The following is a 25,494-nucleotide window of genomic DNA, read 5'->3' on the forward strand; positions in this document are numbered from 1 at the left end:
GAAAATATCTTTTTCGATTGTTTTTCAATTTCTTATCCAGTATTTCAAGGAACGTTGCGCGTTTTGCGGGGTGCAAAAATAACATCCGTTTTTAAATCTCACAAGCTTTTCCTGAATTATTTTTGAAAATTTATTCCCATCCATTAATCCATCTAGCCTGCCAGTATTTTAAAGAACCTATGCGCTGTTGCGGGTGCAAAAGTAGTCCCTTTATTCAGTAAAACAATACCTTTCTTTAACTATTTTTTATTTATTTTTTAATGTATTGGTTTGTCGCGCGTTACAATGCGGATTCTTGAAGATTATTGAATCGGAACAAGTGATTTTGCAGAGTTATATCGGTTTTAGCCGGATTCGAGTGGGTTATTTGTCAATTCCGCACGGTTTCTGTTGGGATATAATGAGCCACGGATCTGACGGATGCTACGGATTGTTGCGRATTTTTCCTTTGGGTCTTCTCTCCTATTATATAATGATGCAGATTCACTGCTTTCTTTCTTATAAAAAAACACCCCCCTAGCCCTGATAGTAGTGGAAATCCTTGTGRGCCGGGGTTCGGCACACAAGATTGAAACGGATAGCAGGAAAYAGCTCCATATTATTGAATAAAAAAAGAGAAACAATCATCTTAATAATCATCTCTCTTTTATAAATTAAACAACTTAATCTATTTTTTGATCCAAGCTTCGTCAAGCTTTTCATAATCTATTGGGTTTGCAGCCTCCTGTTTTCGAAGTCTTCCCGATTCAAAGCCCCGGACTAATATTGTCTCAATTAAATAATCCTCATTAACCACATAAGGCTGATACTTCATTTTTAAATCAATATTGAACATATTTGCAGTTGTATTGGACCAAAATGCTTTCCATCCGCTTTTGAGGTTCCGAATTAATTCGTACGTAGTGGTTCCTGTCTGCCTGTCTATTAATTTTACTAAAATTTGTCCCTGCTTTTTAGAAAGCTTTTTTAACCGAGCTTCAAACTCATTGCTTAAATAATCCTCAACTATTTTAAAATATCTTTTTTTATCTCTGTTATTGGTAAACTTTTCCATACCTCTATTTAAAGAAGTTAATCTTTCGGCAGCGATTCTAGCATAAGGATACGTCGCGTAAACCCTCCTTTGCAGTAATAAAAACTGTTTTTTATCCTCATCGCTCATTTTATGCGCCTCAATTACTAATTCCGGAAGCACTATAGTGTCACCAAATATACTATCAGCCTCAGTTAGTACATACCCCATCGGAACATTATCCTTTTTAGGTTCCTGGGCATGAACAGACAGTGATGTTAAAAAACAGAAAAATAAAATTCTATAAAGCTTCATGGGGAAATATTTTTAACACAAAATTATACATTAAATATAGAACTATAAAGACAAATTTTTAATTTAGCAAAAAAATATTTTATATGAGTACTGAATCAATATTGAATGCATCATCGATAACTTTTTTAGAGGAATATTTGAATAACGCCTCTCCTACTGGCTTTGAAAGCGAAGGACAAAAAATATGGATGAATTATTTAAAACCTTATGTAGACACTTTTATTACAGATACCTATGGAACCGCTGTAGGCGTTATTAATCCAGACGCACCCTACAAAGTTGTTATAGAAGGCCATGCTGACGAAATTGCATGGTATGTAAACTATATTACTGATGACGGAATGGTTTATGTCATCAGAAACGGTGGATCTGACCACCAAATTGCTCCATCAAAACGAGTAAATATACACACTAAAAACGGCATTGTAAAAGGAGTTTTTGGATGGCCTGCTATTCATACCCGAAATAGAGACAAGGAAGAAAATCCTAAAATTAGCAATATTTTTATTGATTTAGGTTGTGAAACCAAAGAAGAGGTTGAAAAAATGGGAGTTCATGTTGGTTGCGTTATCACTTATCCTGATGAATTCATGATTATGAACGAAAATAAATTTGTTTGTCGCGCCATTGATAATCGAATGGGAGGATTTATGATTGCTGAAGTTGCCCGTTTATTACATGAAAACAACATCAAACTGCCTTTTGGCTTATATATTACTAATGCTGTTCAGGAAGAAGTTGGTTTAAGAGGTGCTGAAATGATTACTCAAACCATAAAACCAAATGTGGCCATTATTACAGATGTTTGCCATGACTCAACTACACCAATGATTGACAAAAAAATTGAAGGGGAAACTAAAATTGGTAAAGGTCCTGTTGTAACTTATGCTCCTGCTGTTCAAAATAATTTGAGAGAATTAATTCTAGACACTGCTGTTGAGAAAAACATTCCGTTTCAGCGATTGGCTTCTTCAAGAGTTACGGGTACAGATACCGATGCGTTTGCGTACAGTAATGGCGGTGTCGCTTCGGCATTAATTTCGCTTCCATTACGATACATGCACACTACTGTCGAAATGGTGCACCGCGATGATGTCGAAAACGTGATTAAATTGATTTATGAAACGTTGCTGAAGATAGAAAACAATGAAACCTTTTCTTATTTCAAATAAAAACGAAAGCATCATTTTATAATGGTGCTTTTTTTATAGAACTAAAATTCTATCCTTTAGTTTTCAAAACAGATAAGTATCAAAATATTACAGAAATCATCGATGAAATTATTTTATAACACCTCATTAATCATGTTTCTGTCGTAAATTTACACATATTCTTAAATAAAATATTTTCATCATGGATGTTGAAATACTTGCCCGTATCCAATTTGCCTTTACAATCGCCTTTCATTATATCTATCCTCCATTAAGTATCGGAATCGGTTTGATAATGGTAATCATGGAAGGGCTTTACCTTAAAACAGGAAACAAAGATTACGAAATTCTGACCCGTTTTTGGATTAAAATATTTGCACTGACATTTGGAATAGGTGTTGCCACCGGAATTATAATGGAATTTGAATTTGGAACCAATTGGGCAGTGTATTCACGCTATGTTGGTGATATATTTGGAAGTGCATTAGCTGCCGAAGGATTATTTGCTTTTGGTTTAGAGAGCACTTTTCTTGGAGTATTACTTTTTGGATGGAATCGTGTGAAGCCTTGGGTGCATTTTGTATCTGCTTTAGGCGTATTTTTAGGTTCAATGTTTTCAGCTGTTTGGATTGTAGTTGCTAATTCTTGGCAACAAACCCCAGCAGGTTATCATATTGTTGGTACAGGACTAAATGCTCGTGCCGAAGTAACCGATTTTTGGGCAATGGTTTTCAACCCCTCAAGTGTTGATAGAATCATTCACACATGGCAAGGCGCTATTTTGGCTGGAGCTTTTTTAGTTTTAAGTGTGCATGCTTACTACATTAGAAAAGGGCGTTATGTTGAAATATCTAAAAAAGCATTTGAAATTTCTTTGGTTGTTGCTACTCTTTTTTCTCTTACTCAATTAATTTCAGGACACAGCACTGCAGATGGAGTTGCAGTTAATCAACCTGCAAAACTGGCTACAATGGAAGGCCATTTCGAAAAAGACAAACCGGGCGATTTATATCTCCTAGGATGGGTAGATAAGGAACATCAAAAAGTTACAGGAATTGGAATTCCAGGCGGACTTTCTTTCTTGGTTCATCAAGATTTTAATGCTCCCATAAAAGGATTAAATAATTTCCCTGTTGAAGACAGACCTAGCCAAATAAATGCTGTTTTTCAATTTTATCACATCATGGTTGCTATTGGAATGGCATTAATAGGACTAACATTATACGCGAGTTTTTTATGGTGGCGAGGAAGGTTATTTGAAACCAAATGGCTCTTGTGGATTTTCTCCTTCGCTGTCATTTTACCACAAATAGCCAATCAAGTAGGATGGTTTACTGCCGAAATGGGAAGGCAGCCTTGGGTAGTTTATGGTCATTTAAAGACTAGTGATGCTTTTTCACAAGAAGTTGCGTCTAATCAGATTGTTTTTTCATTGGTTATGTTTACTGTGGTTTATTCTTTGTTATTAGCTTTATTTCTATACACTGTCAATAAAAAAATAAAACATGGACCTTATGACAAATCTGAAACCCCAGTAACTTTCAAATCCTTTTAATTTTTATAATATGGAAACTTTTTTAGGAATTGATTATCCTACTTTGTGGTATTTAGTAATCGGGCTATTATTTTCTGGTTATGCGATTTTAGAAGGTTTTGATTTTGGAGCAGGTGCTTGGCATTTATTTTTAAGAAAAGATTTAAGCCGAAGAATTGCGATAAACGCAATAGCTCCGGTTTGGGACGCCAATCAAGTTTGGCTAATCATTGGCGGTGGCGCATTATTTGCGGGATTTCCAGTAATGTATGCAACCATGTTATCAGCAATGTATGTTCCGTTTATGCTGTTTTTAATGCTGAATGTGCTTAGGGCGGCTGCCATTAAATTTAGAAGTGTTGAAGAAATGGTGTGGTGGAGAAAAAGTTGGGACTTTATTTATAGTATTTCCAGTATATCAATTGCTTTTTTACTAGGTGTAGTTTTAGCTAATATTTTACAAGGTTTTGCTTTAGGGCCTAACTTTAGTTATCAGGGCGGCATGTTTTTTTCATTCTTAAATCCGTACGCCATAATGGTTGGATTTACAACATTATCCATTTTTATGACACAAGGAGCCATTTATCTTTTATTAAAAACAGAAGGCCGATTACACGCTAGACTAACTTTTTTACTTAAAAATGGAATGATTTTTTTTATTATCAGCTTCGGAATTACCACACTTTATACATTGATTTTCATTCCAGAAGTGACGGCTAATTTTAGAGAAAATCCTCTTTATTTTGTCGTTCCTGTCATTTCTTTTTTGGCTGTAGCCAATGTTCCCAGATTAGTATCAAAAAAACAATATATGCGGGCATTGATATTTTCTTCTTTAACAATGGCTTTTTTATTGATTTTAGTAGCTTTACAATTGTATCCGACACTTTTAATATCTACAATTGACCCAAAATTTAGTGTCACCATTTATAATGCGGCATCTTCACAGAAATCATTAGGGATAATGTTAACTATTGTTGCTATTGGCGCACCTTTATTAGCTGCTTATTTTTTCTTTTTGTACAGAACTTTCAATGGAAAAGTGAAACTGGATGACACCAGTTATTAAAAAGATGCAATCCCCCAAAAATCAAGAAATGAAATACATTCATAAATTATTAGCAATATTTATACTATCCTTAATTTGGTCAATCATAAATCCCAAAGAAGTTTTTACTTGTTTTCTTGAAATTATTCCTGCTATAATAGGCGTTTTAGTCTTGGCTTTGACTTTTAAAAAATTCAGATTTACCAATTTTACCTATACTCTGATTTTAATTCACTGCATTATTCTTTTTATTGGCGGGCATTACACTTATGCCGAAGTTCCTTTTTTTGATTATATAAAAGAAGTATTTTATCAAAGCCGAAATAATTATGATAAAGTTGGACATTTTGCACAAGGGTTCGTTCCTGCTATGATTATTCGCGAACTATTTATTCGAAAAAAAGTAATTGCTGACAAAAGTTTTTTCAATTTCATAATTGTATCCATTTGTTTAGCAATTAGTGCAGCTTATGAATGGATTGAATGGTTTGTTTCTATCGCCACAGGAGATGGCGGTAATGCATTTTTAGGAACTCAAGGATATGTTTGGGACACTCAGTCAGATATGCTATTTGCTACTATTGGAGCCATTGTAGCTTTATTTTTGTTTTCAAAAACACAAGACAAACAACTTATAGAAATATAATAGGAATTTTTAGCACATAAAAAGAGCATCATTATACTACGCTTCATAATGGTGCTTTTTCAGTTCCCCTTAAACTTTCTGCCTAAAATATTCGCAGTCATTAATTCATTCCAACAAATCTTTTAGAATTGAATGCATTTGCCATAATAGAATTAGTGCTAATTTTTTTAAAATCCAACGGACTTACCTCGTCAGCCTTATTACTTTCTACAATCAATTCCAGTTCTGCTATTTCATCTTCTATTGTTCTTTCAGAATAAAGTGGATGCGTTTCATTTGTAACATGGCTTTCAATAATTAGTTCGGATTGAGCAATTATCTCTTTCATTGATTCTTCATAAGCCATAAATTCTGAATCATCAGGAACTATAGCATCAATAATTTTATCACCTTCGGCAATAATTTCTTTCACCGTTTTTGGATTGTTAGCAACAACGGTTTCAGGATTGAACACCCCTTCTTCTTCTGTTGAGGAAGGTTTCACAAATTTTGCTGTCCCATCATTTTGTATTTCGGTTTCATTTGGCAAAATAGCATTTTGAAACAAACTACATGGCAAACTAACCGTATTTTTTGCATTACAAATATTTGAAAATGAAACTAATGCAATTCCTAAGATCAAAACTGAATTTTTCATGATTATAATTTTTTGATTGATTTGATTGATTTGATTGATTTTTTTTAAATGAGACTCCAGCTTATTATGGAGTCTCATTTTAAATTCTGATATTATTTTTTCAAGAGCTGTATAGCTTCATTTGCATTAGACAATTCTGCATGCTTTAATGCAGTAAATCCATTTTCATCTTTTTTATTAACATTGGCTCCTTTAGACAATAAATATTTAATGATTTCTACCTTATTGTAACGCGCAGCAATCATCAACGGAGTCATACCGTTTGATAATTCATTTATGTCTGCCCCATACTCAACAAACTTTTTAACGGTTTCCAGATCACCTTTGCTGATAGCAAATCCCAATGGTGTTACTGTTACATTAAATTCAACTCCGTGAGAAGCATTTGAAAATGAATCCACATTTGAAGCTAAAGAAACATTTGCAAAAGCTACTAAAGCCACTCCTAAATAAACGATTGTTTTTTTCATAATAATTGATTTTTGATTGATGATTGAATTAATTAAACTTAGATCATATAATAATATCCTATGCAAATATATGTCTTAAAAAAGGTATCATGTATCACATAGTACTTAATTTTAACATAGAATTAACTTTTTTGATTGTTTTATTAAAAAAACGAATAGCAAATTATTTAATAGAAGTATCATACAAGAAAATTTATATAAATCTGATAATCAATAGACTTTAATTCAGGTATAATGTTACACACATTAGTCAATAATTAACATTTTCTTTACTTGGAAGCAAAAAAAAACTGCTTCAAAATTTGAAGCAGTTTCTGTAGAACCTTATCTTTTATGGTGTTAAACTATTTTACCATTTACAATTTCATCCACAATTTCAGGATTTAACAGCGTCGTAATGTCTCCAAAATTTGAATAATCACCTTCAGCTATCTTACGCAATATGCGACGCATAATTTTCCCTGATCTCGTTTTTGGCAATCCGGTCACAAACTGAATTTTGTCAAGTTTAGCAATTGGTCCAATGTGATCAGCCACATGCTGATTGATCTCTTTAATCAAGTTGTCTCTATCTCTATATTCACCAGATTCTTTTAAGATAACATAACCATATAATGCATTTCCTTTAATATCATGCGGGAAACCAACAATTGCCGACTCTGCAACTGCAGGATGTTCATTAATCGCATCTTCAATTGGAGCAGTACCTAAATTATGACCAGATACAATCACTACATCATCAACACGTCCAGTTATTCTGTAATAACCTACCTCGTCACGTAATGCACCGTCTCCTGTGAAATACTTCCCTGGAAAAGCTGAAAAATAAGTATCTTTATATCTTTGGTGATCTCCCCAAATAGTTCTGGCAATACCTGGCCATGGAAATTTGATACATAAACTGCCATCAACTTGATTTCCTTCAATTTCATTGCGTTTATCGTCCATTAAAACAGGCTGAATTCCAGGTAATGGTAATGTAGCATAAGTTGGTTTTGTTGGAGTTGTAAATGCTAATGGCGCAATCATAATTCCACCAGTCTCTGTTTGCCACCAAGTATCAACTACGGGGCAACGCTTTCCTCCTACGTGGTCATTATACCAGTGCCAAGCTTCCTCATTAATTGGTTCTCCAACTGAACCGATTACTTTCAATGACTTTAAAGGAAATTTTTGAACATAAGATAAATTCTCTTTTGCCAATGAACGGATAGCTGTTGGCGCTGTATAAAATTGAGTTACTTTATGCTTCTCAATAGTTTCCCAAAAACGGCTAAAATCCGGATAAGAAGGAATTCCTTCGTAGATTACAGTAGTTGCTCCATTTAATAATGGGCCGTATAATATATAAGAATGCCCGGTAATCCATCCGATATCTGCAGTACACCAAAATATATCGTTCTCTTCGTAATTGAAAACATTCTTAAATGTATAGGCTGTATAAACCATGTATCCAGCCGTTGTATGAACCATTCCCTTAGGTTTACCAGTAGATCCCGAAGTATATAATATAAATAACGGATCTTCAGCATCCATAATTTCGGCAACACTATTATTAATTGCGTTTTCAAGAAGCGGTGCTAACCATTGGTCACGACCCGCTTTCATTTGAATATCAGCATTTGTTCTTTTAGCAACTAAAACAGAAGTAACACTTGGACAGTTTTGCAAAGCCTCATCAATTATCCCTTTTAAATCAATGGTTTTATTACCTCGGTAACCACCATCAGAAGTAATTACCATTTTACATTGACTGTCATTTATTCTTGAAGCAACTGCCGATGCAGAAAAACCTGCAAATATAACCGAATGTATCGCCCCAATTCTAGCACAAGCCAAAACAGCAATTGCTAATTCTGGTATCATTGGCAAATAAATGCAAACACGATCGCCTTTAGTAATTCCTTGTTCTCTTAAAACATTGGCCATTTTAGAAACACGTTCATAAAGCTCATTATAGCTTATGTGCAAAGCTTCTTCAGAAGGATCATTTGGCTCAAAAATTATTGCAGTTTTTTCACCTTTCTTAGCCAAGTGTCTGTCAATACAGTTCTTAGTAATATTAACTTTTGCATCTACAAACCATTTTACTTCGGCATCAGCCATATTAAAATCGACAACTTTGTCCCAGTATTGATACCATGTGAAATTCTCTTCAGCAATTTTTCCCCAAAATTTCCGAGGTTCACGTATCGATTTATTATAATGTTTAAAGTATTGTTCTAGACTATCAATTTTAAAATAACTCATCTTTTTTAATTTTTTATAAAAGTATTAAATCTCTTCGGTTTTCAAAACTTTTAATTTGTAAAATAATAATAAAAAATCGCACTTCTATTATTTTTAATGATTTTTTGATAACATTTTAGATTTTTTACCCAATTTAAAACAAGAAAAGGGCATAGTAGTAACTAAAATGCCCTTTCATTAACAATATTTAACAACTATTTTTCTTCTTTAGAAACAAAAAAATTAAAAACAGCTAGGGATTACTTCACTTAACTTGCAGGTTATTTGAAGTTAAGTGAATGTAATTATGCATAAATATCTTTTTCAATTGTCCAATAAGTGCTTACTAATTCAAAATATTTAAACCTTTGTGATATTATGCAACTCCCTGCACACCCTCATGTGTGGTAATTCCTGATTTTTTATTTTAATTATACGATTTTTTTCATTGCAGTCATAGACTCTCTCAACCAAGCTCCCACTTCTTCAACAGGGTGATTTCTGATAATTGAATTAACTTCAATTAACTCTTTATTATCTACTCCATTGCTTCCGTCATTGAATGGACGACCTACCAAATTACTTGGTGCATTTTTCACGTACTCAGCAATTAATGGCTTACAAGCATGATCAAATAAATAACATCCATATTCAGCAGTATCAGAAATTACACGGTTCATTTCGAATAATTTCTTTCTCGCAATTGTGTTAGCAATTAGCGGTGTTTCATGTAATGATTCGTAATATGCTGATTCTTCAATGATTCCTGAATCTGTCATTGCTTCAAAAGCTAATTCAACACCAGCTTTTACCATTGCAACCATTAATACGCCATTATCAAAATATTCCTGCTCAGAAATTTCAACATTACCGGCTGGAGTTTTTTCGAAATTAGTATCTCCTGTAGCTGCTCTCCAAGTTAGCAAGTTAACATCATCATTAGCCCAGTCTTCCATCATTGTTTTAGAGAAGTGACCAGAAATAATATCATCCATATGTTTTCTGAATAATGGACGCATAATGTCTTTTAATTCCTCAGAAACATTAAACGCAGCTATTTTAGCTGGATTTGATAATCTATCCATCATGTTAGTAATACCACCATGTTTCAACGCTTCAGTAATAGTTTCCCATCCGTATTGAATCAATTTAGAAGCATATCCTGCATCTACACCTTCAGCAACCATTTTATCAAAACATAAGATTGATCCAGTTTGCAATAAACCGCAAAGAATAGTCTGCTCCCCCATTAAATCAGATTTAACTTCGGCAACGAAAGAAGATCTTAAAACTCCTGCTCTATTTCCTCCAGTAGCAACTGCATAAGCTTTTGCCTGATCCAAACCTAAACCATTAGGGTCATTTTCTGGGTGTACTGCAATAAGAGTTGGTACACCAAAACCTCTTTTATATTCTTCACGAACTTCAGATCCTGGACATTTAGGAGCACACATAATAACAGTTAAGTCTTTACGGATCTGCATTCCTTCTTCAACAATATTAAATCCATGAGAGTAAGCCAAAGTAGCTCCTTGTTTCATTAATGGCATGATAGCTGTAACTACTGCGGTGTGCTGTTTATCTGGCGTAAGGTTACAAACTAAATCAGCTGTCGGGATTAATTCTTCATAAGTTCCCACTTTGAAACCATTATCAGTAGCATTTTTAAAAGAAGCTCTTTTCTCTGTAATAGCATCAGCACGTAACGCATAAGAAATATCTAAACCTGAATCTCTCATGTTTAAACCTTGATTCAAACCTTGAGCTCCACAACCAACAATGACTACTTTTTTTCCTGCTAATGCATCTATTCCATTTGAGAATTCAGATTGATCCATGAATTCACAAACTCCTAATTGTTCTAATTGTAATCTAAGTGGTAATGAATTGAAATAATTTGCCATTTTTTTTTAATATTTAATGAATGTAAAATTTAATAATTGAAAATTGTAATCTGCATTTTTCTTTATCCTATTGCAGACTGGTTTTGTTTTTTTATTTAAATGCTTCCAGTATTGCTGAAATTTCCATTTTTTCTTTTGAAATTGATATTCTTCCGGAACGAACAAACTGCATGATTCCAAAAGGTTTCAATTTTGCATATAATTCTTCAATTTCTGAACGTTTGCCAGATTTTGAAATCACAAAAAACTCTCTTGATACCGTAACAATTTCAGATTTACTGTCTTTTATGATATTCTGAATTTGTCTTTCGTCAAAAAGCAGACTGGAAGCTATTTTGAAAATTGCGCTTTCCAAAAAGATAGTCTCTTCATCGACATGATAAAAAGCTTTGATGACTTCAATTTGTTTTTCTATTTGTCCTACAATGTTTTGTACCCATTTTTCAGTGGTATTTACAACAATTACAAATCTTGAAACATTTTCAATTTCAGATTCTGAAACATTTAGGCTCAATATGTTTATATGGCGTTTTAAGAAGATACCTGAGATCCTATTTAATAAGCCTACGTTATTTTCTGAATAAACAGAAATGGTGAACATTTTATTTTCCATAATTTTTAGCTTAATCTCATATCAGAAACCGAAGCTCCTGTTGGAATCATTGGGAATACGTTATTTTCTTTCTCTACCATAACTTCTAAGAAATAAGAATCTTTTGAAGCCATCATTTCGGCGACAGCGCCATCCAGATCTTCCCTATTAATTACTTTTTTAGATTTGATATGATATCCTTCTGCAATAGCAATAAAGTTTGGATTAATCATTTTGGTCGAAGCATAACGATTATCAAAAAATAATTCCTGCCATTGGCGAACCATTCCCAAAAATTCATTGTTCATCACCACAATTTTCACAGGAACTTGTGATTGAAAAATAGTTCCTAACTCCTGAATGTTCATTTGAAAACCGCCATCACCAATAATAGCAACAACTTCACGATCTGGTCTTCCCATTTTGGCACCAATAGCGGCAGGCAAAGCAAAGCCCATGGTTCCCAAACCTCCAGAAGTAACATTACTTTTAGTCGAATTGAATTTAGCATAACGACAGGCAAACATTTGATGCTGTCCTACATCCGATACTATAATTGCGTCTCCTTTTGAATGTTTATTAATCATTTCCATAGTTTCACCCATAGAAATTCCTTTACCATTAGTTGGAGCTAATTCTTCATTGATAACTGCATCTAATTCAATTTTATACATTTCTTTGAATTCATTATGCCAAGATTCATGTGATTTCTTGTCAATTAATGGAATCAAAGCGGTCAATGCTTCTTTCACATCAGCTAAAACTGCAATTTCAGTCTTTACGTTTTTATCAACTTCAGCCGGATCAATTTCGAAATGAATTACTTTAGCTTGTTTAGCATAAGTAGCCAAATTTCCAGTAACACGATCATCAAAACGCATCCCTAAAGCAATTAAAACATCACATTCATTAGTCAAAAGATTCGGGCCATAGTTACCGTGCATACCCACCATTCCTACATTTAAAGGATGATCTGTTGCTAAAGCTGAAAGTCCTAAAATAGTCCAAGCAGCAGGAATTCCTGATTTTTCAACCAATCTTTTCAGTTGCTCTTCTGCTTGACTCAAAATAATACCCTGACCAAAAATAATATATGGTTTTTTTGCATTATTAATTATATCGGCAGCATCTTGTACTTTTTTAAGATCTAAAACAGGTATTGGATGATAACTTCTGATTCCAGTACATTTTTCATAACTGAAATCCAATTCATCAAACTGAGCATTTTTAGTAATATCAATCAAAACTGGACCTGGACGGCCTGATCTGGCGATATAAAAAGCTCTTGCGATAATTTCTGGAATCTCGTGAGCTTCTGTAATTTGATAATTCCATTTGGTTACCGGAGTTGAAATTCCGATAATATCTGTTTCCTGAAAAGCATCCGAACCTAATAAATGTTTTCCAACTTGACCCGTAATACAAACTAAAGGTGTAGAATCGATTTGAGCATCTGCAATACCAGTTACTAAATTAGTAGCCCCTGGTCCTGAAGTTGCAATTGCAACACCTACTTTACCGGTAGCTCTTGCAAAACCCTGTGCAGCATGAGCGGCACCTTGTTCGTGACGCACCAAAACATGGTGCAATTGATCTTGAAATTTATATAATTCATCGTAAACAGGCATAATAGCTCCTCCCGGATAACCATAAACCAAGTCTACTCCTTCTGCCAATAAACATCTGATAACGGCCTCTGCCCCTGATATTTTATTATTTTCCATTTTATATTTTTTTAGCTTTTTGCAAATTTCTATTTTGCCATAGCTTTATATCTATTTTCTCCCCACCAAAGTGGATTTTTATTACTTATCGGTAACACATCCTGTAGATGCGCTTGACACAGATCTTGCATATTTCAAAAGAACACCTTTTGTTGCTTTTAAAGGTGGCTGTACCCAATTGGCACGTCTTTTTGCAAATTCTTCTTCACTAATCTTCAAATCGATGGTGTTCTTAACCGCATCAATGGTAATTACATCACCATTTTCAACTAAAGCAATTCCACCACCATCATAAGCTTCTGGTGTAACGTGACCTACCACAAAACCATGTGAACCTCCAGAGAATCTGCCATCAGTAATCAAAGCAACGCTACTGCCTAAGCCTGCACCAATAATAGCTGACGTAGGTTTTAGCATTTCAGGCATCCCTGGACCACCTTTTGGCCCACAATACCTGATGACGACTACGTTACCCGGTTTTACTAATCCTTTTTCTATACCTGGAATAACTTCAAATTCGCTCTCAAATACAACAGCTGTGCCTTCAAAATATTCTCCTTCTTTTCCGCTAATTTTAGCTACTGCACCTTCTTCTGCAAGATTACCGTATAAAACTTGGATGTTTCCTGTAGATTTTAATGCTTTTTGAATTTCAAATACTACTTCTTGCCCATCCTGCAGATCTGGAACACTTTCTAAGTTTTCTGCTATTGTTTTTCCAGTAACAGTTAAACAATCTCCATGAATAAGACCTACTTTCAGTAAATATTTCATTACTGCTGGAACACCTCCTACAGCGTGCAAATCCTCCATCATATATTTACCGCTTGGTTTCAAGTCAGCAAGAACAGGTGTTTTATCATTTATTGCCTGAAAATCATCCAAAGTTATTTCAATATCCACTGAATGTGCCATAGCAATTAAATGCATAACCGCATTTGTTGACCCTCCTAAAACAGCTACAATTGTAATAGCATTTTCAAAAGCTTTGCGGGTCATAATATCTCTTGGCTTGATATCTTTTTCCAGCAATATTCGGATTGCTTTTCCTGCATTATCACATTCTCTTCTTTTTTCTTCACTCAAAGCTGGGTTTGATGAACTGTATGGCAAACTCATTCCTAAAGCTTCAATAGCTGAAGACATAGTATTAGCAGTATACATTCCGCCACATGCTCCAGGACCGGGACAGGAATTTTTAATCACCCCGTTAAAATCTTCATCAGAAATTGTATTTTGGAACTTTTTCCCCAATGCTTCAAAAGCAGAAACTATATTAAGACTTTCGCCTTTCCATTTTCCTGAGTGAATAGTTCCTCCATAAACCATAAGAGCAGGACGATTTACTCTTCCCATTGCGATTAAAGCACCTGGCATATTTTTGTCGCATCCAGGGATGGCAATCAAACTATCATACCATTGCGCCCCCATAACAGTTTCAATAGAATCAGCTATTACATCACGGGAAACTAATGAATAACGCATTCCTTCTGTTCCATTTGAAATTCCATCACTAACCCCTACAGTATTAAATATCAATCCAACAAGATCAGCATTCCAGACTCCTTTCTTGACATCTTTGGCCAAGTCATTCAAATGCATATTACAAGTATTTCCTTCATAGCCCATACTAACAATTCCAACTTGTGCTTTTTTCAAGTCCTCTTCAGTTAGGCCAATTCCGTATAACATTGCCTGAGCTGCTGGTTGCGTTACATCTTGTGTAATTGTCTTGCTGTATTTATTTAATTCCATTCTGTATTAATTTGTGTATTTAATTTTTTATTTAAAAAAAAAACCTCCCAAAATTATGGGAGGTTTTATATATGCTTTCACTTATATTTATACCAATCCCTTTTCATATGTGATAATCACAATGACACTTAATGCTAAAAGGACGTTGATAATGTGTTTCATTTTTTTATTTTTTTGACTTTGCAAAAGTACAAAACAAATCTAAAATAAAAAATTTTTTACCAACAAACTAACAGCAATTAGTGATATAACGTAACATTTTATGATTTTTATTAATTAAACGATAGTCGACTGTCCTATTTGAACATTATCGTTTTTAAAATATAAATCATCTTTACTTAATATGACATTTGAAATAAAATCTCCAACATCATTGGTTCCAAATCTTGAACCCAGATTTAAATCAACAGTAACTACTTTATATTCAATAGCTTTTTCTACAGCTTCATAAACTTTCTTTGCTTCTTTTGCCAAACCAAAATGCTCTAACAACATAGCTGCCGATAAAATTGAGGCAATTGGATTAGCAATATTCTTCCCTTTTGCCTGTGGGTAAGAACCATGAATAGGCTCAAAAAGAGCTTTATTTTCTCCAACTGAAGCAGATGCCATTAAACCTATTGATCCCATAATCGCACAAGCCTCATCTGATAATATATCACCAAATAAATTCTCAGTTAGGATTACATCATATTGTTTAGGATCAGTAATTATTTGCATGGCAACATTATCAATGTACTGACATTCTAATTTTACATCTGGATACTGCTTAGCAATTCCTTTAACTAATTTTCTCCACAATCTAGATGTTTCCAACACATTAGCTTTATCCACTAATGTCACTTTTTTTCTTCTGCCTTGAGCAGCCTTAAAAGCCTGATGTGTAATGCGGTTAATTTCATTTTCGGAATATTCGCATATATCTGATGCAAAAGTTCCTTCTTCGTTTATGACTTTATCGCCATAATACGATCCTCCTGTTAATTCTCTATAAATTACAAAATCAACATTTTCTATAACTTCTTTTTTAATAGGAGAAGCATCCAAAAGGTTTTTAAACGGCTTAATAGGCCTTATATTAGCATACAGCCCTAATTCTTGTCTTAACTTTAATAACCCTTGCTCCGGACGTACTTTAGATTCTGGGTTGTTATCGTACTTAGGATTTCCAATAGCGCCAAACAAAACAGCATCAGTATTCAAACAAAGATTTAAAGTTTGTTCTGGTAAAGGATTTCGCGTTTTCTCTATCGCAACAGCTCCAATTAAAGCATCTTCGAAAATAAATTCATGATCATAGGCAACACTAATAGCATACAAAGCTTTCTTAGCCTGTAAGATAACCTCTGGACCTACACCATCACCTGAAAGCACTGCTATTTTTAAGTTCATATTATTTATTTTTAAGTATTATTTCAGCTAAAAATTAGTTGACATATATATTGCTGGCTTCAATAATTTGATGAATATCATTATCCAGAACTTCTTTTTTGATATCAGCAAATTTTAAAAACTCAACATATACGATATCCAATTGCGTTTTGGTAAGTTCGTAGCCCACTTTTTTAGCTCTGTAAGCCAAAGCTGCTCTACCGCTTCTTGCTGTAAGAATAATAGACGACTCATTGACACCCACATCCAAAGGATCCATGATTTCATAAGTCGCTCTGTTTTTAATCACGCCATCCTGATGAATTCCAGAACTGTGAGCAAAAGCATTAGCACCAACGATAGCTTTGTTAGGCTGTACAATCATTCCCATACTTTCAGAAACTAAGCGACTCATTTCATTCAATTGCTTGCTGTCGATATCTGTATATAAATTCAAATAAGGATGCTGCTTGAAAATCATAACAACTTCTTCAAGAGCCGTATTTCCTGCTCTCTCCCCTATTCCATTAATTGTGCATTCTATTTGACGGGCACCATTTACGGCTCCAGCAATTGAATTTGCAGTCGCCATACCCAAATCGTTATGACAGTGACAAGAAATTGTAACATTGTCAATTCCTTTCACATTTTCTTTAAGGTATTTTATTTTTGCACCATATTCCTCTGGCAAACAATATCCTGTAGTATCCGGAATATTAAGAACTGTAGCTCCCGATTTGATTACTTCTTCACAAACTTTAGCTAAAAAAGCATTGTCAGTTCTGCCAGCATCTTCTGCATAAAATTCTACATCCTCAACATATTTTTTAGCGTGAGCGACCGCATATTTCGCTCTTGCAATTACATCTTCCGGAGTAGTCTGCAGTTTATGGATAATATGAGAATCAGAAGTTCCTATTCCAGTATGGATTCTAGGTCGAACAGCATGTTTCAATGCTTGTGCAGCTACATCAATATCATTTTCTACTGCTCTGGTAAGACCGCAAACAGTTGCGTTTTTTACAATTTTACATATTTCTGAAACAGATAAAAAATCACCTGGACTAGAAACAGGAAAACCAGCTTCGATGATGTCTACTCCCATTTCGTCAAGGCGATTGGCTATAACGAGTTTTTGATTGGTGTCTAATTTACATCCTGGGACCTGTTCACCGTCTCTTAAAGTGGTATCAAAAATTTGGACTTTCTCTCTATTCATTTTAATTTATTTAATGTAATTTCACATCTTAAAACAAAAATAGTTTTCATTTAATCAAAACTAAACCTGCTTTTAGATAAATATACTATTTATAAAGCAAAAAATAACAAATTAAAAACCTGACAATCAACAAGTTAAATACTTTTATAATACAATGGCTAACCATCAAAAAGATTTTTTATTTGTATTAATAAAATCCCTTTCCAAATCTGAAAAAAGACAATTTAAAATTTTTGCCAGCCGTTTAGAGACTAGTTCAAATACAAAATTTATCGAGTTATTTAATATTCTGGATAAATCTGAAGTATATGATGAAAAACTGATACTTAAGAACGGCTTGATTAAAAAAGTGCAGTTGTCAAATTTAAAATCATACCTCTACAAACAAATATTGGTAAGTATTCGTTTGAATATTCCCAGTCAAAACATTCGTTACCAACTGAGGGAACAAATTGACTTTGCCGCAATACTCTATAATAAAGGACTGTACAAACAAAGCCTAAAAATATTAGACAAAACAAAACAGCAAGCCATAGAGAATGATGAAAAATACATGGCTTTTGAAATTGTTGAATTTGAAAAACTAATTGAATCACAATACATTACCCGAAGCATCCAAGGCCGTGCAGATGAATTAGTTATTCAAGCCAAAGAGCTGAACTACCGTAATACCATTTCGAGTAAATTATCCAATTTATCGCTTCAGCTATATAGCATTATGCTTAAAACAGGCTATGTAAAAAGTGATGAGGAATACAAATATATTGATGATTATTTTGTCAAGCACATTGCGCGTCTGGATCAGTCAAAATTTGGTTTCAGAGAAAAATATTGGTTCTATAATGCCAACTTATGGCGAAGTTTTTTAGTGCAGGATTTTCTTTCCTGTTATAAATTTGCTTCTAAATGGGTAGCTTTATTTTATGATAATAAAAATATGATTTACCTGAATCCTGTTTTTTTCCTGAAAGGGAATCATTATTTGCTGGAATCGCTATTCATGCTAAAATATAAATCTAATTTTAAAAAATATTTAACCCTTTTAGAAGAAACCATCAGTGATCCACGATTCCCGGTTAATGATAACATTGCTTCCTTATCATTTCTGTATGTTTACAATAACAAATTAAACTATCATATTCTGGAAGGAACTTTTGCAGAAAGTGAATACCTAATCCCTGAAATTTTAAATAAGATAAAAATTCACAGTGAGCATTTGGACGAGCATCACGAAATGATTTTTTATTACAAAATTGCCAGTATTTATTTTGGAAATGAAAAGTATCAGGAGTGCATCGTTTATTTAGAAAAAATCATAAACAATAAAAATCTCACCATGCGCGAAGATTTGATGTGTTTTGCTAGGATTTTGTGTTTGATTGCACATTATGAGCTGGGTAAAGATTACTATTTGGAAAATCAGCTTAAAAACACTTATAAGTTTCTGTTAAAAATGAATGATCTGCATGAAGTCCAAAAAGAGATTATACGTTTTCTAAAGAATCTAAGCAATTTATATCCGAGTGACATCAAAAAAGAGTTTATCAAAATGAGAGAGCGCTTTATTGAATTAGAAAAAAACACTTATGAGAAAAGAGCCTTTCTATACCTTGATATTATTTCTTGGCTGGAAAGCAAAATCGAAAATAGAAAAATAAGCGATATTATTAAGGAAAAAGCAAAATTGATTAATCGATAATTTTTCAATACTTCCCGCCAAAAGAAAAGCGATTCGTGTTGAATCGCTGCTTTTCTTTTATAATTTTTAAATCGGAAACCTAATCTTCGTGCTCTTCTGATTGTTTTACAGAACCATTAACAGTTACATCCTCATTTGCCCGAATTTCGGTATGACGAATTTCACCACCTGAAGTGCCAACTTTTTGAACTAAAAACAATCCAACGGCTGCAACACCAAGTATCAAAAAGGAAACCAGTTTTGCTTTTGCATGATTTTTAAAATTCAGATACAAACCTGCAAGGGACATACCGCTTAAAACATAAAGCAAAACAGCTAATTTTTCGGCCAACTCTTCGTGTTCGTGAATAATCTCTTTTCCAATATTTGGCATATCTTCAACCAATTCCTCTGCTCCTTCGCCAGTTCCCATACTGATTGCTCCAAAAATACCTGCAACTATAAATAACACATAAGATGTATTTATTAATGTTTTATTTTTCAAAACCAAGCCAACAATTAATATCCCAAATCCAAAAATGGTTCCGATAATTGGAAAATGGTTTACTACCATGTGTAAATGTGCATCGTTCATAATATATTTTTATTAAATGGTTTAAAAAATTAAATGAATGTATGGAATAACACAGAATATTTTTCTGCCATATTGTAGTTGTGCTTACTGTCAATTTGCAATATCAAATACCCCTTTGGTTAAAATTTTTGAAGAAACATTAATTTCACTGTCTGGAATTATTTCAACATATTTTTCGGATTTTTCACCAATTAAAACCTTGATCTTTTTAAAGGAATAGTCCTTTTTAGAGCTATCTAATAAAAGTACGAAATTTTTATTACTTTCTGTGATTAATGCTTCCGCAGGAATTCCCAAACCTTTCTTTGTGTCGACTAATATTCCTGCCTCTACAAACATGCCTGTCAATAACTTTTGTCTAATTTTATCTTCCAAATGTCCGTGCACATTTATGGTTCTATCATTGCCTTCTATGGATTTTCCAACCAAATGAACTTCTGCATTAAACACTTCTTTTGTTGCTTCAGGCACAGTAAACACAATTTTCTGACCTTCTTTTATCTTTAAAATATCTTTTTCAAAAACTGCTAATTCCAAATGTAAATGCTGGGTATCCACAATTTCCAGTATTACATCAGAAGGTGCAATTGGCATTCCAACATTTGCATTCATAATGACAATATCGCCTGAAATTGGTGAATAAATGGTAATCACCGAAGTTAATTTTCCTTTTTCAACTTGAACAGGATTAATGTTAAGCATCAGTAATTTTTCACGTAGGCTTTGATACATTGCTTTTGTTTTGCGGTAATCACTCTCTGCTTTCAAATAGTTTTTTTGTGAGGAAATTTTCTCGTCATACAATGTTTTTTGACGCTCGTATTCTGATTTCAAGTAATTGATTTGTTCGGCGACTTCCAGATATTCTTTTTGAATATCCAAAAATTCAGTGTTCTGCAAAGTCAATAAAGCTTGTCCTTTGGTTACTTTATCACCTACTAAAAGATGAGTTGACTTAACATAGCCTCCAATAAACGAAGTGATTTGAGCTCGGTTTTGTGGAGGAACATCAATCTTTCCGGAACATTTAACAACTACATTGAAGTCCTGCTCAGTGGGCGAAGCGATTTCCATCCCAGACGATTGAAATTGTTGCTTGGTTACTGTTATTAATCCATCTTCTTTAGGTCTTTCTTCTTCTTTTTTTGCTTCTTTACAAGAGAAAAGCAATGATGCAAATATTAGGGCGTATATGATTTTTTTCATGTATTTAAATTTAAAAATTAAGATATTGTAAATCCAATTGGGTTATATTGAACTGCAAAACGGTATCAAGATGTTCAATCTGAATGCTAGTTGCGTTTTCTAAACTCTGAATGTATTGAAAAAAGTCAATTTCTCCTTGTTTATAGCTTCTATTGGCTACTTTAAGAATCTCTTCGGATAGCTTTTTCCCGTATTGATTATAGTAATTAATTGCTTCTTGGTATTTTGCCAATTCGTTATTTTTCTGGGACATATAAGTGTCCATTTTTCGTTCTTCGTTTTGTTTCTTTTGTTCCCAGCTTTGCAGTTCGAGCTGGGCAGTTTTCGTTTTAGACACCGTGCCGGAAAATAAAATCGGAACTGCCAAACCTACCTGAAATCCATACAAAGACTGAGTTAATCCACTATTTTTTCCTTGAAAATAATCAACATTGATGTCTGGTAACCAATTTTGTTTTCTTAGTTTCACTTGATTTTTATAAACACTGGTAACGCTATTCAAATAAGTACTGTAATAACTTTTGACAGCATCGTTTGTTTGTTTTTCAAGCGGTTCTATTTTTTTACTCATAATATCAATTTTTTCATCATTCTGTATCAATGAATACAAAATTTCATATTGAGCTCTTTTATCACTCTCGATTTGGGAAAGCTTTGATCGAATATGCCTGAATTTTGATTCGGCCGTAATTTTTTCAAGATAATTAGTTTCTCCCAATTCAAACTTTCTTCCGCTTGCATTCGAAAAATTCTGGTACAAACTATCCAAATACACATACATTTTTGCTTGATTTTGCAGAAAAACAATATGCTGATACACCTTTGAAACCTCCAAAGAAAGTTTCATTTTTTGAATATCATAACTGGCTTTTTCCTTTTCATATTCCGAATTATAAACCTTTTTTTGAGCGCCGTAAACGGTCGGAAATTCAAATTTTTGCTGTACGCCAAATACTTTTAACGGAACATTATTAACAGCTAAATTATTTTGGTCATAACTATAGTACACATTGGTTTTATCAAAGGAATATGCAGTTCTTGTATTCTCCTCCATGCGCTGGACATGAAGTTGAGCTGCTTTAACTTCCTTATTGTTTTTCAAAGCTTTAGCCACCAAACTATCCAATTCGGGATTATTGTTTTGAGAAAAAGACATTGAAGTACTTAACAGCAATAAGAGTATAAGAGTTGATTTATGGTGTAATTTGAACTTTGGTTTTTTACCTTCTTTTTCATCCAAAACCTTATACAAAATTGGCAAAACAATCATCGTTAATATTGTTGCAGTAAATAGTCCGCCAATAACAACCGTAGCTAATGGTTTTTGAACCTCGGCTCCAGCAGATGATGAAATAGCCATAGGTAAAAAACCTAAAGCCGCTGCCGCTGCCGTTAACAAAACCGGACGTAATCTATCGGTAGTTCCTTTTAAAATCAATTCATCCAAATCTGTCATTCCTTTATGTTTGAGTTCTTTAAAATGTTCAATAAGCACAATCCCGTTCAGTACAGCAATTCCGAAAAGCGCAATAAATCCTACCCCTGCAGAAATACTAAAAGGCAAATCGCGAATCCATAAAAACAATATTCCTCCGACGGCCGAAAGCGGAATCGCAGAATAAACCATCATAGCTTCTTTAACTGAGCCAAAAGCAAAATGCAAGAGTATAAATATCAATACCAAAGCGATAGGAACAGCAATTGCCAAACGGGCCTTAGCGCTATTCAGGTTTTCAAATTGTCCTCCATACTCCACATAATATCCCGGCGGAAGCTTAATTTTTGTGTTAATAATTTTCTGAATATCAGTTACTACACTTTGCAAATCACGATTTCTAACATTTACTCCCACTACAACTCTTCTATTAGTATTATCTCTTGAAATTTTGGCGGGCCCCTCAGTATATTCGATTTTAGCCAATTCACTCAATGGAATTTGCTGTCCATTTGGAACCGAAACATATAAATTTCTCAAGTCCTCAATATCATGACGATTGGACTCAGCCAAACGAACCACCATATCAAATCGTTTTTCCCCTTCAAAAACATTACCAACAGTTTTCCCTGCAAAACTCAATGCAATCATATCATTCAAATCGGCTATATTGAGCCCATAACGGGCAATTTTGGATCGGTCATATTGCACAAACATTTGCGGTAAGCCTGCTGTTTTTTCGATAATAACATCCGAAGCACCGTCTATATTTTTAATTGATCTCTCAATTTCGTGTGCTTTTTGAGCCAAAACATTCAAATCTTCGCCAAAAACTTTAATAGCCACATCCGAACGTGTTCCAGAAACCAATTCGTTGAATCGCATTTCGATAGGCTGCGTAAATTCAACTTCTATGTTTGGAATTTGAGCTGTAATTGCTGCTTTTATTTTATCAGCCAGTTCATCTTTACTCGATGCCGAAACCCATTCCGATTTAGGTTTCAATTTTACAATAATATCGCTTTCCTCCATCGACATTGGGTCTGTTGGAACTTCGGCTGCTCCTATCCTGCTTACTACCTGATCTACTTCAGGGAAGTTTTTCAAGATAATTTTTTCTATTTTGGTTGTTGTGGCAATGGTTTTAGACAAAGATGTTCCTGTTTTCAAAACGGGCTGTATCACAAAATCCCCCTCATCAAGCGTCGGAATAAACTCAGCTCCCATTGTAGAAAATAATGCTATCGCAAAAAATAAAAGCACTACAGAACCATAAAGCACTTTTTTGGTGTTATGTAATGCCCAAGTGATTACAGGTACATACCAAAAATTTAATTTTTGAATCAATTTTGAGGATATTGAATTTGGATTGTCTTTCGTAGGTTTCAAAAACAAAGAAGAAATCACTGGAACATAGGTAAAACAGAAAATCATAGCTCCCAATAATGCAAAGCTGAAAGTCATTGCCATTGGTTTAAACATTTTTCCTTCAATTCCGGTTAAAGATAAAATCGGGATAAATACAATTAAAATAATAAGCTGACCAAAAATAGCAGAATTCATCATCTTAGAAGCGCTCTTAAATGTGATTTGATCAATTTCCAATTGTCGGTCTTCTTTTGTCAAACCAACCAAATTTGCCGATTTACCCGCTATTTGAAAAGCAATAAACTCGACTATAATAACAGCTCCGTCAATAATAATTCCGAAGTCAATAGCTCCCAAGCTCATCAAGTTTGCGTCAATCCCGAAAACATTCATAAATGAGATCGCAAATAGCAGACACAACGGAATTACTGAAGCAACTACCAAACCTGACCGCCAATTCCCTAACAAAAGAACCACAACAAAAATTACGATAAGACAGCCCAAAATCAAATTTTCGGCAACTGTAAAAGTAGTTTTGCCTACCAATTCGCTGCGTTCCAGAAAACCATTTATATAAACTCCTTTTGGCAATGTTTTTTGAATTTGGACCACTCTCTCTTTTACAGCGCTTATCACCTGTTTTGAATTAGCGTCTTTTAACATCATTACCTGGCCAAGAACTTTTTCTCCCTCACCATTACCGGTAATAGCCCCAAAACGGCTGGCATGACTGAAACGAACCTGAGCCACATTTTTGATATAAATAGGAATGCCATTAGCATTGTTTACTACAATATTTTCTATATCCGCAATTGAATTCACCTTTCCTTCAGCACGTATAAAATAACTTTGATTCACTTTTTCGATGTAGGCACCGCCCGCAATACTGTTGTTTTTTTCCAATGCGGTAAAAACGTCAGTCATAGTGATATTCATTGCTTTCAAACGGGAAGGAACAATAGCTACTTCATATTGTTTTAAGAAACCGCCCCATGTATTAATCTCAACAACGCCTTTTATTCCTGAAAGCTGTCTTTTTACAACCCAATCCTGCAGTATTCTTAAATCTGTAACCGAATATTGATTTTTATATTCTGGTTTTACCTCCAAAGTATATTGATAAATCTCCCCCAAGCCTGTTGTAATGGGTCCCATCTCTGGAACTCCAAAACCTTGTGGAATCTTTTCGGAAGCGGATTTAATTTTTTCGGCAATCAATTGTCGGGGAAGATAGGTTCCGATATCATCATTAAAAACAATAGTTACGACCGACAACCCAAATTTTGATATCGAACGAATCTCTTCGACACCTGGCAAATTAGCCATTTCAATTTCAACAGGATAGGTAATAAACTGCTCAATATCTTGTGTAGAAAGGTTTCGTGAAGTTGTAATTACCTGAACCTGATTATTGGTAACATCAGGAACAGCTCCAATGGAAATTTGGAATATCGAAAATAATCCAAATCCTAATACAGAAGCCGTAAAAAGCAAAACAACTGCTTTATTTTTTAAACTGAAAGCTATAATTTTTTCTAGCATTTTAACCTTATTTTTTTTAACAAAAATAAGTCAAAATGATAAGGAATAACTTAACAACAAATT

18 protein-coding genes are annotated in these 25,494 nt (G+C 34.0%); 5 read left to right on the plus strand and 13 right to left on the minus strand.

Going from position 1 to position 25,494, the window contains the following annotated elements:
- Positions 1-667: 667 nt before the first annotated feature.
- The gene (locus AC1DVP_RS20070) at positions 668-1,327 is read right to left on the minus strand and encodes a DUF4294 domain-containing protein (RefSeq protein WP_477185250.1); all 660 of its coding nucleotides are present in this window, start codon (positions 1,325-1,327) and stop codon (positions 668-670) included.
- Between the two features lie 83 nt (positions 1,328-1,410).
- Between AC1DVP_RS20070 and AC1DVP_RS20075 the strand changes: the two genes are divergently transcribed.
- From AC1DVP_RS20075 to AC1DVP_RS20090, 4 genes are all read left to right on the plus strand, one after another.
- The gene (locus AC1DVP_RS20075) at positions 1,411-2,499 is read left to right on the plus strand and encodes a M42 family metallopeptidase (RefSeq protein ID WP_477185251.1); all 1,089 of its coding nucleotides are present in this window, start codon (positions 1,411-1,413) and stop codon (positions 2,497-2,499) included.
- A 181-nt stretch (positions 2,500-2,680) separates the two neighbouring features.
- Positions 2,681-4,033, plus strand: a complete 1,353-nt coding sequence (locus AC1DVP_RS20080; protein ID WP_477185252.1) for a cytochrome ubiquinol oxidase subunit I — start codon at positions 2,681-2,683, stop codon at positions 4,031-4,033.
- A gap of 10 nt (positions 4,034-4,043) precedes the next feature.
- Complete coding sequence (gene cydB / locus AC1DVP_RS20085; protein WP_477185253.1) at positions 4,044-5,081, plus strand: cytochrome d ubiquinol oxidase subunit II; 1,038 nt, start codon at positions 4,044-4,046, stop codon at positions 5,079-5,081.
- 28 nt (positions 5,082-5,109) lie between these two features.
- The gene (locus AC1DVP_RS20090) at positions 5,110-5,706 is read left to right on the plus strand and encodes a DUF2238 domain-containing protein (RefSeq protein ID WP_477185254.1); all 597 of its coding nucleotides are present in this window, start codon (positions 5,110-5,112) and stop codon (positions 5,704-5,706) included.
- A gap of 100 nt (positions 5,707-5,806) precedes the next feature.
- On the opposite strand, the gene AC1DVP_RS20095 is transcribed toward AC1DVP_RS20090, so the two are convergent.
- From AC1DVP_RS20095 to AC1DVP_RS20135, 9 genes are all read right to left on the minus strand, one after another.
- Positions 5,807-6,343 carry a hypothetical protein gene (locus AC1DVP_RS20095; protein WP_477185255.1) on the minus strand — a complete coding sequence of 179 codons (537 nt, stop codon included), beginning with the start codon at positions 6,341-6,343 and terminating at the stop codon, positions 5,807-5,809.
- A 92-nt stretch (positions 6,344-6,435) separates the two neighbouring features.
- Positions 6,436-6,813, minus strand: a complete 378-nt coding sequence (locus tag AC1DVP_RS20100) for an ankyrin repeat domain-containing protein (RefSeq protein ID WP_477185256.1) — start codon at positions 6,811-6,813, stop codon at positions 6,436-6,438.
- A gap of 339 nt (positions 6,814-7,152) precedes the next feature.
- Positions 7,153-9,063, minus strand: a complete 1,911-nt coding sequence (acs, locus tag AC1DVP_RS20105; RefSeq protein ID WP_477185257.1) for an acetate--CoA ligase — start codon at positions 9,061-9,063, stop codon at positions 7,153-7,155.
- 410 nt (positions 9,064-9,473) lie between these two features.
- Positions 9,474-10,946, minus strand: coding sequence for a ketol-acid reductoisomerase (ilvC, locus tag AC1DVP_RS20110; protein WP_477185258.1), 1,473 nt, complete (start codon positions 10,944-10,946; stop codon positions 9,474-9,476).
- Between the two features lie 91 nt (positions 10,947-11,037).
- Entirely contained in the window at positions 11,038-11,559 is a 522-nt protein-coding gene (ilvN, locus tag AC1DVP_RS20115) for an acetolactate synthase small subunit (RefSeq protein WP_100430647.1), read from the minus strand.
- Between the two features lie 5 nt (positions 11,560-11,564).
- The gene (gene ilvB / locus AC1DVP_RS20120) at positions 11,565-13,262 is read right to left on the minus strand and encodes a biosynthetic-type acetolactate synthase large subunit (RefSeq protein WP_477185259.1); all 1,698 of its coding nucleotides are present in this window, start codon (positions 13,260-13,262) and stop codon (positions 11,565-11,567) included.
- A gap of 81 nt (positions 13,263-13,343) precedes the next feature.
- Positions 13,344-15,017 (minus strand): dihydroxy-acid dehydratase, encoded by a 1,674-nt coding sequence (gene ilvD, locus AC1DVP_RS20125; protein WP_477185260.1) that lies wholly within the window; start codon positions 15,015-15,017, stop codon positions 13,344-13,346.
- Between the two features lie 276 nt (positions 15,018-15,293).
- Positions 15,294-16,409 (minus strand): 3-isopropylmalate dehydrogenase, encoded by a 1,116-nt coding sequence (gene leuB, locus AC1DVP_RS20130; RefSeq protein WP_477185261.1) that lies wholly within the window; start codon positions 16,407-16,409, stop codon positions 15,294-15,296.
- A gap of 34 nt (positions 16,410-16,443) precedes the next feature.
- Positions 16,444-17,607 (minus strand): 2-isopropylmalate synthase, encoded by a 1,164-nt coding sequence (locus tag AC1DVP_RS20135; protein WP_477185262.1) that lies wholly within the window; start codon positions 17,605-17,607, stop codon positions 16,444-16,446.
- A 154-nt stretch (positions 17,608-17,761) separates the two neighbouring features.
- Here AC1DVP_RS20135 and AC1DVP_RS20140 point away from each other — a divergent pair, with 154 nt between their 5' ends.
- Complete coding sequence (locus AC1DVP_RS20140) at positions 17,762-19,306, plus strand: hypothetical protein (protein ID WP_477185263.1); 1,545 nt, start codon at positions 17,762-17,764, stop codon at positions 19,304-19,306.
- Positions 19,307-19,385: 79 nt separating this feature from the next.
- Here the strand turns inward: AC1DVP_RS20140 and AC1DVP_RS20145 are convergent, their stop codons facing one another.
- From AC1DVP_RS20145 to AC1DVP_RS20155, 3 genes are all read right to left on the minus strand, one after another.
- The gene (locus tag AC1DVP_RS20145) at positions 19,386-19,880 is read right to left on the minus strand and encodes a DUF2231 domain-containing protein (protein WP_477185264.1); all 495 of its coding nucleotides are present in this window, start codon (positions 19,878-19,880) and stop codon (positions 19,386-19,388) included.
- Positions 19,881-19,970: 90 nt separating this feature from the next.
- The gene (locus AC1DVP_RS20150; protein ID WP_477185265.1) at positions 19,971-21,086 is read right to left on the minus strand and encodes an efflux RND transporter periplasmic adaptor subunit; all 1,116 of its coding nucleotides are present in this window, start codon (positions 21,084-21,086) and stop codon (positions 19,971-19,973) included.
- A 10-nt stretch (positions 21,087-21,096) separates the two neighbouring features.
- Positions 21,097-25,431 (minus strand): CusA/CzcA family heavy metal efflux RND transporter, encoded by a 4,335-nt coding sequence (locus AC1DVP_RS20155; protein WP_477185266.1) that lies wholly within the window; start codon positions 25,429-25,431, stop codon positions 21,097-21,099.
- Between the last annotated feature and the right edge of the window lie 63 nt (positions 25,432-25,494).

This window comes from Flavobacterium sp. P3_A6, from assembly GCF_056403035.1.

Coding starts and splice junctions, on each gene's coding strand:
- AC1DVP_RS20070 (WP_477185250.1), bottom strand. CDS start 1,327: ATGAAGCTTTATAGAATTTTATTTTTCTGTTTTTTAACATCACTGTCT.
- AC1DVP_RS20075 (WP_477185251.1), top strand. CDS start 1,411: ATGAGTACTGAATCAATATTGAATGCATCATCGATAACTTTTTTAGAG.
- AC1DVP_RS20080 (WP_477185252.1), top strand. CDS start 2,681: ATGGATGTTGAAATACTTGCCCGTATCCAATTTGCCTTTACAATCGCC.
- cydB (WP_477185253.1), top strand. CDS start 4,044: ATGGAAACTTTTTTAGGAATTGATTATCCTACTTTGTGGTATTTAGTA.
- AC1DVP_RS20090 (WP_477185254.1), top strand. CDS start 5,110: ATGAAATACATTCATAAATTATTAGCAATATTTATACTATCCTTAATT.
- AC1DVP_RS20095 (WP_477185255.1), bottom strand. CDS start 6,343: ATGAAAAATTCAGTTTTGATCTTAGGAATTGCATTAGTTTCATTTTCA.
- AC1DVP_RS20100 (WP_477185256.1), bottom strand. CDS start 6,813: ATGAAAAAAACAATCGTTTATTTAGGAGTGGCTTTAGTAGCTTTTGCA.
- acs (WP_477185257.1), bottom strand. CDS start 9,063: ATGAGTTATTTTAAAATTGATAGTCTAGAACAATACTTTAAACATTAT.
- ilvC (WP_477185258.1), bottom strand. CDS start 10,946: ATGGCAAATTATTTCAATTCATTACCACTTAGATTACAATTAGAACAA.
- ilvN (WP_100430647.1), bottom strand. CDS start 11,559: ATGGAAAATAAAATGTTCACCATTTCTGTTTATTCAGAAAATAACGTA.
- ilvB (WP_477185259.1), bottom strand. CDS start 13,262: ATGGAAAATAATAAAATATCAGGGGCAGAGGCCGTTATCAGATGTTTA.
- ilvD (WP_477185260.1), bottom strand. CDS start 15,017: ATGGAATTAAATAAATACAGCAAGACAATTACACAAGATGTAACGCAA.
- leuB (WP_477185261.1), bottom strand. CDS start 16,409: ATGAACTTAAAAATAGCAGTGCTTTCAGGTGATGGTGTAGGTCCAGAG.
- AC1DVP_RS20135 (WP_477185262.1), bottom strand. CDS start 17,607: ATGAATAGAGAGAAAGTCCAAATTTTTGATACCACTTTAAGAGACGGT.
- AC1DVP_RS20140 (WP_477185263.1), top strand. CDS start 17,762: ATGGCTAACCATCAAAAAGATTTTTTATTTGTATTAATAAAATCCCTT.
- AC1DVP_RS20145 (WP_477185264.1), bottom strand. CDS start 19,880: ATGAACGATGCACATTTACACATGGTAGTAAACCATTTTCCAATTATC.
- AC1DVP_RS20150 (WP_477185265.1), bottom strand. CDS start 21,086: ATGAAAAAAATCATATACGCCCTAATATTTGCATCATTGCTTTTCTCT.
- AC1DVP_RS20155 (WP_477185266.1), bottom strand. CDS start 25,431: ATGCTAGAAAAAATTATAGCTTTCAGTTTAAAAAATAAAGCAGTTGTT.